The organism is Pediococcus parvulus, assembly GCF_964063155.1.
GTDB lineage: Bacteria > Bacillota > Bacilli > Lactobacillales > Lactobacillaceae > Pediococcus > Pediococcus parvulus.
In genome coordinates, this window is the sequence record NZ_OZ061292.1 from 934402 (window position 1) to 946924 (window position 12523).

Below are 12523 nucleotides of genomic sequence, written 5' to 3' on the forward strand. Positions count from 1 at the left end.
ACTGATTTATAATGGCACAAAATAATTTAGCAGAAGCATTTCCGGCGAGTAAACCCGTAAAACGAAGTATACCGGATCTTAAAGAAGGGACTCTACATAAGGCAAAAGCTGTCGTCATTCCAAAGTCTTTGCCATTTTCAAAATTCGAGAAAATTTTAATGACATTCTGCGGTATAATTTTGACAGGCTTAATGATTTTTGTAGTTTCTGGTAAAATTGCATTATCAAGCGCTGAACATAATTTATCTAGTTCGCAAGAGCAAGTTACGAAAGTTACTTCTGATAACAGCAATTTGAAACAGGAAGTGAACCAGCTTTCCAGTCGTACTCGCTTAAACAAAATTGCGAAACAGTATGGATTAAGCCTGACAACTTCAAATATAAGGAATGTTAATAAATGAACAATAACGAAAAGCGTTCAAAAAAGGACGATAATAACAAATCAAGCCACAATCGAAGAGCGTTCGGTCAATGGCTTTTTTTCATAGCCATTGCCCTCTTCGTGATCTTAATTCTACGTTTTTCCTACATTGCAATTGGCGGGACTGTAGAACACATCAATTTGAGTTCACAGGCCCGTCGTTTATATACAGATAATAAAGTGCTCAAAGCACAGCGTGGATCCATCCTCGACGCATCTGGTCAGCCAATTGCGGAGGATACTAGCACATACTCGATTTATGCAGTTTTGAATAAATCCCAGGTGGGTGCCAATAAGAAGCCACTCTATGTCACTAATAAGGCTAAAACTGCTAAGATTTTGGCAAAATATTTACCAATTTCAAAAAAAGAAGCCCTTAAAGCGTTAAATCCAACTAATAAGAACTCGTTTCAAGTAGAATTTGGAACGGCAGGAAAAAATATTTCGGTAGCTACGAAAGAAAAAATTGAATCTTATAAACTGACTGGTATCAATTTTATTCAATCTGAAGCTCGACTTTATCCAAACGGTACTTTTGCTTCAAATTTGATTGGAATTACGGCGTCGGTTCAGAAGAAGAGTTCGGATATTACCCAATTAAAAGGTGTTATGGGTATTGAAAGTGCCTTTAACAAAAAATTAACGGGAACTGATGGGGAACGATCCATTCAAAAGGATAAATTTGGATATCAGTTGCCTTCCTCTCAAGAAAAGAAAGCTGCAGTTGATGGCGAAAACATTTACACAACGTTGGATACCCGTTTACAAACTTTACTTGAGTCTGAAATGACAAAGGTCCAAGCACAGGTCCATGCTAAGTCTATGACGGCAACTATTATGAATGCCAAAACCGGTGCTATTTTAGCTACATCACAACGGCCAACATTTAATCCCACAACTAAAAGTGGCATTAGTAAAGCATGGAGCAATTCAATTGTTCAAGACACTTTTGAGCCAGGATCGACCATGAAGGTATTTACGGCTGCTGCGGCCATTGATAGTGGCCATTTTAATGCTAAGGAAAAGTATAAATCTGGAACTTATAAAATAGATGGTCAAGTCGTGCCAGATTGGCAAACCTCAGGTTGGGGATTAATTACCTATGAAGAGGGCTTTGCCCGATCAAGTAACGTTGCGATGGCCCATTTGGAACGTAAAATGGGTGCAAAGACTTGGAAGAAGTACATTAAAAAGTTCAAATTCTTGCAAAGCACAAATTCTGGCTTGAGTGGTGAAGCGAAGGGAAGTATGCAGTTCTCTTACCCAATTGATCAGGCTGATACTGCTTTTGGTCAAGGAATAGATGTCACCACGATGCAAATGCTACAAGGATTCACGGCAATTGCGAATAATGGTAAAATGGTAAAACCACAATATATCAAAAAAATAGTTAACAGTAACACAGGCAAGGTTACTTACCGAATGAAGACGAAAACTGTGGCACATCCAATTAGTAGTTCAACAGCTAAAGAAGTTCGTAAATTGATGCAAGATGTTGTTTATAAGAGTTATGGCATTGGCTCCGATTTTAAGCTATCTGGGTACCGTGTTGCGGCTAAGACTGGAACTGCTCAAGTCGTGGGATCAAATGGGACATACTTGAATACAGATGATAGTTATCTATATTCAGTTGTTGGCATGGTTCCTGCAAGTAATCCAAAGTACATCATGTATATCACAATGAAACAGCCAACGTTGCCTGCTACAAAAACGGCAACTCAGCTTTTGGATGAAATCTTCAGTCCAGTTATGAAACAAGCCTTAGGAGAAAATTCAACTACGGCTAAGAACCAATTAACCGGAAAAGCAAAAATTGCAAATATGGTTGGCGAAACTGCTGATACAGCTACCAAACAACTTGGCAAAGAAAGCATCGCGGCCACGGTTTTGGGAACGGGTAATACTGTGACTCGACAATCAGTAGCTGCCAATACTGAAATGCTGGCCGGTCAGCGCGTTATTCTTGTGACAAGTGGTCAGATGCAGATGCCAAACATGTCGGGATGGTCACGTAACGATGTGCTTAAGCTAACTAAGTTAGTTGGTTTACAGGCAGACTTTTCCGGAACCGGTTTTGTCAAGTCACAATCGATAAAAGCCGGTGCGACTATTCAAAGCGGACAAACTTTGACGGTAAAACTTAAGCAAAAGTAAGAGAGAATGGAGTTTACTATGAATTCGATAGAGCAGATTGGAACGATACTTGTCAGTTTCTTAATAACGGTGGCAGCCATGCCGTCGTTTATCAATTATTTCCGTAGTCGCAATGAGGGCCAAATGATTCGTGAAGAAGGTCCCAAATGGCACGAAAAAAAATCTGGAACCCCCACAATGGGCGGATTGATTTTTATAGTAGCCATCAGTCTGAGCAGTTTGCTTTTTGAAATTGTAAGTCATCAAATTAATGCAACAGGCGTAATTTTGATTGTAATTTTGATTATGTATGGTTTTCTTGGTTTCTGGGATGACAGTATCAAACTAATGAAAAAACAAAATGAAGGATTGAAAGCTTGGCAGAAATTTTTAGGCCAGGTTGTGGGTGCTGTTATCTTTTATTTTGTGTATGTTCACGAAGGTTTTGCCCAAGTACTTAATTTACCTTGGGTAGGTGGCTGGCATCTTGGTGCTTGGTTTGCATTTTTTGTCATCTTTTGGTTGGTCGGTTTTTCAAATGCGGTCAATTTATCGGATGGTCTTGATGGTTTGGTGAGTGGACTAGCAATCATTGCCTTTGGCGCGTATGCCATTATTGCGGCGGTGCAAAATCAATTTGATGTGCTTATCTTTTGTTTAGCCATCATTGGGGCATTGCTTGGGTTCTTCATCTTTAACCATAAACCAGCTAAAATATTCATGGGTGATATGGGATCTTTAGCCTTAGGTGGTGCTTTAGCTGCCGTCTCCATCTTAGTGCATCACGAAGCTGCCTTGCTGTTAATTGGGGTTGTCTTTGTTTGTGAAACAGCTAGTGTCATCTTACAAGTTGCTTCGTTTAAACTTACCGGTCATCGTATTTTTAAAATGAGTCCAATCCACCATCATTTTGAAATGTTGGGTTGGAGTGAGTGGAAAGTGGATATCGTGTTTTGGTGTGTTGGCTTAATTGGTGCGATGATTGCATTGATTGGCATTCTTAACTAGTTTAGATTTTTGAACGCATTCTGCTACGTCCTCAAAATAATAAAGTTTGATTTGAAGGGAAAGAGTTATGAAGGATATTACAGACTATCAAGATAAAAAGATATTGGTATTAGGATTGGCAAAAAGTGGGGTGAGTGCAGCCCGATTATTACAGAAATTGGGAGCATTAGTTACGGTGAATGATGCCAAACCATTTGACGAGAATCCAGATGCCCAGGAATTGTTAGAAGATGGTATCAAAGTGGTTACAGGTGGTCATCCCCTAACTTTATTGGACGAAGGTTTTGAACTCATCGTTAAAAACCCAGGAATCCCATATACAAACCCAATCATTAAAGGCGCACTCAGCAAAAAAATTCCAATTATTTCAGAGCCCGAACTTGCGTATCAAGTTTTAAGTGGTGAAATGATCGGAATTACCGGAAGTAATGGTAAAACAACAACCACAACTATGATTCAGCTGATGCTTGATGAAAAACGTCCTGCTGGACATGCTTATCTGGCCGGAAATATTGGTATTCCTGCAACTACAGTTGTGCAAAAAATTCAGTCTCAAGATACGATGGTGACTGAGTTATCAAGCTTTATGTTGGCCAGTGTCACGACACTCAAACCCCATATTGCTGTAATTACTAATATCTTTTCTAATCATTTGGATTGGCATGGTACCCGTGAAAACTATGTGCGTGATAAAATGCACATTACTAAAAATCAAACCGAAAAAGATTATTTGGTGATTAACTGGGATAATCCAGAATGGCAACACTTAAGCAAACAAACTAAAGCTCAGGTTGTCCCGTTTTCTCGACAGGATTTAACTGAAGATGGCGCCTACCAGAAAGGCGAAGATCTTTACTTTAAAGGTGAAAAGATTATTGCGGCTTCAGACATAAAAGTACCTGGTGTACAAAATGTTGAAAATGCGTTGGCGGCAATTGCAGTGGCTAAAATTGAAGGGCAGTCGAATGAGTCAATTGTCCACGTATTAGAAAGCTTTGGTGGCGTTAAACATCGCGTTCAGTACGTCACCACTTGGAATGACCGAGATTTCTACAATGATTCAAAAGCCACCGACATTGAAGCTACTCAAGTTGCGCTACGTTCATTTACAAAACCAATCGTTTTAATTGCTGGTGGATTAGATCGTGGCTATACGTTTGAAAAGTTGGAAGCTGATTTTAAAGCCCATGTTAAAGCCATTATTTTAGTTGGCCAAACAAGTAGCTTGCTGGCTGAGACTGCAAAAAATGCTGGGGTTCCCGTAATTGAGTTCGCTCATAAAGTGTTGGATGCTGTTCCGCTTGCATACAAAGCAAGTGATGCTGGGGACGTGGTTTTGTTATCTCCTGCCAATGCAAGTTGGGATCAATACAAAACGTTTGAAGTTCGTGGGGATGAATTCATTAACGCTGTTCAAACCCTTCAAAACGGAAAGAAGGCTTAAACAATGCGATTAATGATTTCGGGCGGCGGTACTGGAGGTCACATTTATCCAGCATTGGCCTTAATAGAAGCCTTAAAAAAACGCGAACCAAATTCTGAAATCTTGTATGTGGGAACTGAAAAAGGATTGGAAAGCAAAATTGTACCCGCTCAGGGTATTGCGTTTAAAACGATTAAAATTCAAGGTTTCAAACGATCGTTGTCCTTAGAAAACTTTAAAACGATTGGTCTGTTTTTGAAAAGTGTCGGTGATGCCCATAAAATGATTAAAGAATTTAGGCCTGATGTTGTTGTGGGAACTGGTGGCTATGTTAGTGGGGCGGTAGTTTTTGCTGCGAGTCTCCAAAGAATTCCAACGGTGATTCATGAACAAAATAGTGTGGTAGGTGTTACCAACAAATTCTTAAGCCATTTTGTAACAAAAATTGGAATTTCGTTTGAGGATGCCCGTTCGCAATTTCCAATTAAAAAAGTTGTTTTCACTGGTAACCCACGAGCAACTCAAGTCGCGTTAATGCAACCAAACGATGCACTTAGTGAGTATGGATTAAGAAGCAATCTTCCTACGTTACTAATTTTTGGTGGTAGTCGAGGTGCAGAAAGAATTAATTCAGCAACAGTCGAAGCACTCCCACAGCTTAAGCAAAAAGACTATCAGGTTTTGCTTGTCACGGGTCAGGTACACTACCAAAAAATTATGGCTGCCATCAAGCCATCCGATTTAGGAAGTAATGTAGTGGTTCGACCATACATTAGTAAAATGCCTGAATTGCTACCAAACTTTGAGGCAATTTTAGGTCGGGCGGGAGCAACTAGTATCGCTGAAATCACAGCGTTAGGAATTCCTTCAATTTTGGTGCCAAGTCCTTATGTAACCAATGATCATCAAACAAAAAATGCGCGAAGTTTGGTGAAAAAGGGTGCTGCTGAATTATTACCTGAGGTTCACTTAGATGCAGATTCATTAGTAAAAGCTACCGATGAACTCATGACCGATGAAAACAAACGTAAAAAAATGGGTGAAGCAGCTAAAAAAATGGGTCGCCCACGAGCAGCAGAAGATCTTTTGAATGTTTTGGAATCGGTGATTAAAAAATAGAAAATGGGGTGGCGATCGTGTTTAGAAAAAAGAAAACGAAAACTCCTCAGCCAAAACGGGAATTGACTCCCTGGGAAAAGGTACAACGTAACCAGGCAATTGAGAAAAAGAAAGCAGAAAAAGAAAAGAAAAGATTGCAAACTTTTGTGCCAAAATTAAAGGCACCACAAAAATTTTGGATTTGGTTTAGCTGTGTTTTAATTTTGATCTTAATTATTGCAGGGTACTTACTTTCACCTCTTAGTCATATACAGTCGATAAAAGTGACAGGAAATAAAGAATTTTCTAAGACGCAAATCATGAAGATCGGCAATGTGAAAAAAGATGATTGGATTTTTCCCTATCTTTTTGGACAACGAAACAAATCGACGTCAGTTTATAAGAAACAACCTAAACTTGTAAGTTACAAAATAAAACGCCAAGGATTCAATCATTTAAAGGTAACAGTGAAGGAAAATTCAATTGCTGGTCTAGTTTTGCGAAATAAGTATTACTACACCATTTTAGATAATGGAAAGGTAATCAAAAAGTCAAAAAAGCAACCGTCCAGTGATTATCCCGTTTTTAAAAACTTTCACTCAGCGAGTGTATTAAAAACGTTACTTACACAGTTCCAAGAATTACCTTCAGTGGTTCGCACTGGTATTTCTGAAATTGATTATGTGCCAAGCAAGGATAATCCCAATAAACTGCATCTTTATATGAATGACGGCAATGAGGTTTATGCGGTTTTACCAACCTTCGCAGAAAAAATGAAGTATTATCCACAAATGGCAGCAGATATGAAACAAAAAGGAGTTATCGATTTAGAGGTGGGGGCTTACTCTTATCCTTTCAAGAATAAGAGTAAGGAAACGGCAACTAGTTCGTCGTCTTCTAGTTCAAGCTCAGTCGGTAGTGGTAGTAGTTATTCGACCACCTCTAGTTCAAGCTCGTCGGGACAAACTTATTCTGCAACGAGTACGACAAGTTCAGTAAGCACTTCCAGTAGTGTTGCAAGTACAAATTAAACGAGTAATGACCCAAAATGAAAAATAATGTGTGGATTAGCAGTATTTTTTGAATTTTTAGGTTTTTTACTCATTTTTTTAAAAGAATTGACTATTTAAATACATTGAAGTTATGGTAAACTTGAGAGTATATACAAAGGTCTAAAATAGGGTATGTTTAGGAGGTTCCTTTATTATGGATAATTCAGGAATTTATGTTGGACTTGATATAGGAACCACCTCAATAAAAGTCATTGTTGCTGAGAACGTAAATGAGCAAATGAGTGTTATTGGAGTGGGAAGTGAACGCTCTGATGGAATGAATCGTGGCGTGATTGTCGATATTGACAAGGCATCAGCAGCGATTAAAAGAGCAATTTCAGTTGCAGAAAATAAAGCAAATTTAAAGATTCATGAAGTAGTTGCTGGGATTCCGGCGAATTTGTTAAAAATCGAGCCTTGTCGTGGTATGATTGCAATCGCAGAAACATCACGTGAAATTACTAACCAAGACGTGATTAATGTTGCTAATGCAGCTTCTGTACACAGCTTGCCACCAGAACAAGAAGTAATTGATGTTTTACCTGATGAATTTGTTGTTGATGGATTTGATGGTATCAAAGATCCACGGGGAATGGTTGGTGTTCGTTTAGAAATGAACGGAACTGTGCTAACTGGTCCCAAGACGATCATTCACAATACAAAACGCGCAATTCAACAGGCTGGATTACATTTAACAGATCTAGTTCTAAATCCTTTAGCGCTTGGAAAAACTGTTTTAAATGATGGGGAACAAGATTTTGGTACCATTCTCATCGATATGGGCGCAGGACAGACAACAACAGCAATTATTCATGATCATCATTTGAAGTATACATATGTTGATCAAGAGGGTGGCCAATTCGTTACCAAAGATATTTCAGTTGTTTTGAATACATCTTTGAGTAACGCCGAAAAGCTAAAACGCGAATATGGCTATGCATTTGCCGATGGCGCTAGTGATGATGGTTTTCCAGTCGAGGTTGTTGGGCAATCTGCACCAGCCCAAATCACTGAGAAATATTTGGCTGAGATTATTGAAGCGAGACTAGAACAAATCTTAAACAACGCTTATAATCATCTTGAGAACATTGATGCATTGGATATGCCAGGTGGGGTCGTCATTACTGGCGGCGCTGCGGCAATTCCGGGAATTCAAAGTTTGGCTGCAGATATTTTTGGAACAAACGTCAAATTGTATGTGCCTGAACCAATGGGCTTAAGACATCCAGCATTTTCACAAGCTTACGCTATACTAAACTATGAAGCTTCACTAAGTGAGGTTGATGTTTTGGCAAAGAGCGCGATGGTAGCGGGAACGCGGACAATTCCAGAACAACAGACATTTGCGTCTGACGATACAGATCCTGCACCACAAACAAATAGTGAAGATGTACGTCAAACGACGAAGAGTGCACCTAAGAAACCAAAACAAAAGAAAGAGAATTCTTTCTCATTTAGCGGCTTAGTTGCAAGTATCAAGCGCTGGTTTAGCGAATTCTTTGACTAACTTTAAAATTATGGAGGAAAAAGGGATGGAATTTACAATGGATGATAAACAAAATGCTGGTGCAAACATCAAAGTTATTGGTGTCGGTGGCGGCGGGAACAATGCCGTTAATCGAATGATTGCTGAAGGTGTCAAAGGCGTTGAATTTATTGTTGCCAATACAGATGTTCAAGCTTTAAAACAATCAAAAGCTGAAACAAAAATTCAATTAGGACCTAAATTAACAAAGGGATTAGGCGCTGGCTCAACTCCTGAAGTTGGTACCAAAGCTGCTCAAGAAAGTGAACAAACAATATCTTCAGCTCTTGAAGGTGCAGATATGGTCTTTGTTACTGCTGGAATGGGTGGTGGTACCGGTACAGGTGCTGCACCATTAGTATCTAAGATTGCTAAAGAAACAGGAGCCTTAACGGTAGGTGTTGTGACTCGGCCTTTCAGTTTTGAAGGACCAAAGCGCGCACGTTTTGCTGCTGAAGGTGTTGCTCAAATGAAAGAGCAAGTTGATACTTTGATTATCATTGCTAACAACCGCTTGTTAGAAATGGTTGACAAAAAAACCCCTATGATGGAAGCATTCAGTGAAGCTGATAACGTATTACGTCAAGGTGTTCAGGGTATTTCTGATTTGATCACTTCACCCGGTTACGTTAACTTGGACTTTGCTGATGTTAAAACTGTTATGTCTAATCAAGGGTCTGCTTTAATGGGAATTGGTTCTGCAAACGGTGAAAACCGTACCGAAGAAGCAACTAAGAAGGCCATTTCTTCACCATTACTTGAAGTTTCAATTGATGGCGCAGAGCAAGTCCTGTTAAACATTACTGGTGGTCCGGACCTTTCATTGTTTGAAGCTCAAGCTGCTTCAGAAATTGTTGCTAAAGCAGCTACTGATGATGTTAATATCATCTTTGGTACATCGATCGACGAAAACATGAAGGATGAAGTACGTGTCACTGTCATTGCAACTGGTATTGACAAGAAAAACGACCGTCCAATGCATCGAGCAACTGCACGGACAAGTTTTGATACTCCGGCAGCTACAAAGAGTTCCACAAATTCAACTCCTGCATTTAACACGTCGAATACAAGTAGTGCTGCTCCAAAATCAGAAGAAAAAAGCGCTAAAAAAGATGATCCATTTGGTGATTGGCAATTGCGTCAATCAAATTCAAATGGTGTTCGGCCAACTTCTGTTGAGGATGATGATGAATTTAAAGATATTGAAAAGAAAGATTTTAATGTTTTTAATGATTCAGATAATGATGGCGACAAGGGTGTTGATACTCCACCATTTTTCAAACGTCGTCGTAAGTAATTGAACATCATTTTACAAGGACTGGGAACAAGACAACTGTTTTGTCCCAGTTCTTTGATACAGCGTCATTATTAGGAGGCGATCTGTATGGCATTAAATGATCGATTTAATAAACTGTTTGGGTTGGATGATGAACAAGGGCAACCTGATACTGACTTCAATCAGCGAACAGATGTTGATGACAAGGTGACTGCGATGGATAATGATAATATTTCGGATTCAAAAAGCCAAATTGCATTATTTGAACCAAGGATATTTAGTGATGCTAAAGAGGCTGCAAAACAATTAATCGCTGGACAGGCTGTTATTTTAAATTTTGAACGTATTGATGATGAGCAAACCAAACGGATCGTTGACTTTTTATCTGGAACGTTGTTTGCCATTGATGGTTCAATTGAAGAAGTGGGCACACATATATTTTTGTGTACGCCCAAGAGCTTTGAAATTAATGGCAGTCTGTACTCAAATATTCAAAATGGAGATTTGAGTCACGACAATATAAATAAGGAGTAAACATTTGGTCTTTTTATTTAATATTATTAGTAAACTTATTCAATTGTACATGTTATTGATTTTCGTATTCGTTTTGATGTCCTGGTTTCCAGGTGCTTACCAAACTAAGCTTGGACAATGGCTTGCTAAAATCTGTATGCCCTATCTAAAGGTGTTTCAATTTATTCCACCTATTTTTGGGTTGGACTTTTCACCCATCATAGCTATCTTGGTTTTAGAAATGGCACAGTACGGAATTCAATATTTGTTTATTATATTAGGTTCTTTATAAGGGGAATAACTAAAAATGGACAATATTATGCAACATTTTCGTCCTGAGGAAGCACCGTTTGTAGATGAAGCAACGGGCTGGATTCAAGAAGTACGTGATCAAAACCGATTTGTGTTAACAAATTTTCTTAATCCACGGGAAATTTTCATTTTGATAACGTTAGTCAATCGTTTGGATGATATCAAAGTTCAAAGCTTTGGTGGATATTCCAGAGCAGAAATGCAACGGGCAATTATTTTTCCGGATTATTTTGTGCCAGAACGAAAGGATTTCAATGTCAGTTTAATGAACATTGGCTATCCGGTAAAGTTTGCCAAAATTCATCATCGCAATGTTTTAGGGACGCTTGCTAATATGGGCGTGGAAAGAGACACGTTTGGGGATATCATTTCTAATGGCGATGAGTGGCAGTTTTTTGTAAAATCTGAAATGGTAGATTTCTTTTTGTCACAGGTTAGTAAAATTGGCAATGTCAAGGTCCGATTGGCTGAAAAAGAGTTAAGTGATGCAGTTGAACCTGAAAATGACTGGGAATCGGGTAGTACAACAGTAGCGTCAGTTCGAGTTGATTCTGTGATTGCAGAGGGTTTTCATTTGTCTCGTAACCACGCCAAGGAATTATTAGAAGAACGGAAGGTTACTTTGAACTGGAAACCTCATCAACGACCTGATTTTGAATTGGTAGCAAATGATTTGTTATCAGTTCGTGGATATGGGCGTATTCGGCTTGACAGTATTGAAGGCAAAACCAAAAAAAATAAAATTCGAATTTTAATTTCAATTATTAGTAGTAAAAAGAAAAAATGATGGAGGAATCAGTATGTCTTTAGATCCAGTAGATATTCAGAACAAACAATTTTCAAATAAAATGCGCGGCTATAACCCTAATGAAGTTGATGAGTTTTTACAACAAGTTGCAATTGAATATCGACGGGCATTAGACAAAATCTCTTCTTTACAAAAAGAAGTAGAAAATGCTGAAACTAAAATTGAATATTTCGATGATATGAAAGAAGCACTTAATAAATCAATTTTGGTTGCACAAGATGCGGCAGACAAGGTTAAGAGTAGTTCTAAGCGGGAAGCAGAGTTGACTGCTGAAGAAGCTCAAAAGCAGGCCGATGGAATGGTTCAAAAAGCGCGGGTTAGTGCGGAGGCTGTGATTGATGAGCAGGCTGAAAAAGCAAAGCGACTTATCTTAGCAACCAACGAGTTACGTAAAAATGCGCGCCTTTATCGCCAACGGGTTCAAGTTTTGGTTGATTCTCAATTGCAGATGATTAATGGCAGCGAATGGGATAGTATTTTAAAAGAAGATCAAGATGTGCAGGTGAGCGACCTGAAGGATGCAATGTTGCATACTGGAACCCTTGACAAGATCAAAGAGTCAAGAGTAAACTCAGTTGATGAAGAAGACGCTCGCGATATTACGCCGGCTGTTGAACCAGAGAAAAAAGATGATGAATTTCTTCAGGAAAAAGAGAAACCAGCTGAGAATTCAACCGAAACATCGGTTAAACAGGATGGGGACTCTCATAATGAGGACGAAGATGATTCAAAGAATACAGCTCCAGAAACGGTAGTTGTCTTTCCAAATGACAAATCAGATTCAGAAGGTCATGAAAATTCTGGACTTCATGTTAATGCTAAAAATGAATAGATTTTCTTTGAAGAGAATACATTAAAAATGGCAAACTGTCAGCGAGTTAGCGAATTGATGAGAGGCTAATCAGAATCCATTTGAGATATCATCTCTGAGACATCAAATTGACTTCAGGTAGA

12 protein-coding genes and 1 other annotated feature (1 of these 13 cut by a window edge) are annotated in these 12523 nt (G+C 38.9%); all 12 genes read left to right on the forward strand.

Annotated features, from left to right (window positions below):
- Nucleotides 1-11 precede the first annotated feature (11 nt).
- The 12 genes from ftsL (at nucleotide 12) to AB3217_RS04640 (ending at nucleotide 12401) form a co-directional block, all read left to right on the forward strand.
- The gene (gene ftsL / locus AB3217_RS04585; protein ID WP_057783941.1) at nucleotides 12-401 is read left to right on the forward strand and encodes a cell division protein FtsL; all 390 of its coding nucleotides are present in this window, start codon (nucleotides 12-14) and stop codon (nucleotides 399-401) included.
- Nucleotides 398-2575, forward strand: coding sequence for a penicillin-binding transpeptidase domain-containing protein (locus AB3217_RS04590; protein WP_068805450.1), 2178 nt, complete (start codon nucleotides 398-400; stop codon nucleotides 2573-2575). Before ftsL ends, AB3217_RS04590 begins: the two co-directional genes overlap by 4 nt.
- 18 nt (nucleotides 2576-2593) lie before the next feature.
- Nucleotides 2594-3562: a phospho-N-acetylmuramoyl-pentapeptide-transferase gene (mraY, locus tag AB3217_RS04595; RefSeq protein ID WP_367365726.1), complete on the forward strand. Its 969-nt coding sequence runs from the start codon at nucleotides 2594-2596 to the stop codon at nucleotides 3560-3562.
- 67 nt (nucleotides 3563-3629) lie between these two features.
- Nucleotides 3630-5006 carry a UDP-N-acetylmuramoyl-L-alanine--D-glutamate ligase gene (gene murD, locus AB3217_RS04600; RefSeq protein WP_057783935.1) on the forward strand — a complete coding sequence of 459 codons (1377 nt, stop codon included), beginning with the start codon at nucleotides 3630-3632 and terminating at the stop codon, nucleotides 5004-5006.
- Between the two features lie 3 nt (nucleotides 5007-5009).
- Nucleotides 5010-6104: an undecaprenyldiphospho-muramoylpentapeptide beta-N-acetylglucosaminyltransferase gene (murG, locus tag AB3217_RS04605; protein ID WP_367365727.1), complete on the forward strand. Its 1095-nt coding sequence runs from the start codon at nucleotides 5010-5012 to the stop codon at nucleotides 6102-6104.
- 17 nt (nucleotides 6105-6121) lie between these two features.
- Nucleotides 6122-7114: a cell division protein FtsQ/DivIB gene (locus tag AB3217_RS04610; protein WP_367365728.1), complete on the forward strand. Its 993-nt coding sequence runs from the start codon at nucleotides 6122-6124 to the stop codon at nucleotides 7112-7114.
- 175 nt (nucleotides 7115-7289) lie between these two features.
- The gene (ftsA, locus tag AB3217_RS04615) at nucleotides 7290-8642 is read left to right on the forward strand and encodes a cell division protein FtsA (RefSeq protein WP_057783928.1); all 1353 of its coding nucleotides are present in this window, start codon (nucleotides 7290-7292) and stop codon (nucleotides 8640-8642) included.
- A 25-nt stretch (nucleotides 8643-8667) separates the two neighbouring features.
- The gene (ftsZ, locus tag AB3217_RS04620; protein ID WP_057783927.1) at nucleotides 8668-9957 is read left to right on the forward strand and encodes a cell division protein FtsZ; all 1290 of its coding nucleotides are present in this window, start codon (nucleotides 8668-8670) and stop codon (nucleotides 9955-9957) included.
- 87 nt (nucleotides 9958-10044) lie between these two features.
- Nucleotides 10045-10470 (forward strand): cell division protein SepF, encoded by a 426-nt coding sequence (locus AB3217_RS04625; protein ID WP_057783925.1) that lies wholly within the window; start codon nucleotides 10045-10047, stop codon nucleotides 10468-10470.
- A 4-nt stretch (nucleotides 10471-10474) separates the two neighbouring features.
- Nucleotides 10475-10741 (forward strand): YggT family protein, encoded by a 267-nt coding sequence (locus tag AB3217_RS04630; RefSeq protein WP_260267417.1) that lies wholly within the window; start codon nucleotides 10475-10477, stop codon nucleotides 10739-10741.
- Nucleotides 10742-10756: 15 nt separating this feature from the next.
- Complete coding sequence (locus tag AB3217_RS04635; protein WP_068805456.1) at nucleotides 10757-11548, forward strand: RNA-binding protein; 792 nt, start codon at nucleotides 10757-10759, stop codon at nucleotides 11546-11548.
- Nucleotides 11549-11561: 13 nt separating this feature from the next.
- On the forward strand, nucleotides 11562-12401 hold the full coding sequence (locus tag AB3217_RS04640; protein WP_367365729.1) for a DivIVA domain-containing protein: 840 nt from the start codon (nucleotides 11562-11564) through the stop codon (nucleotides 12399-12401).
- Nucleotides 12400-12523, forward strand: a binding site (T-box leader); it runs 90 nt beyond the window's last position. It overlaps the preceding gene by 2 nt.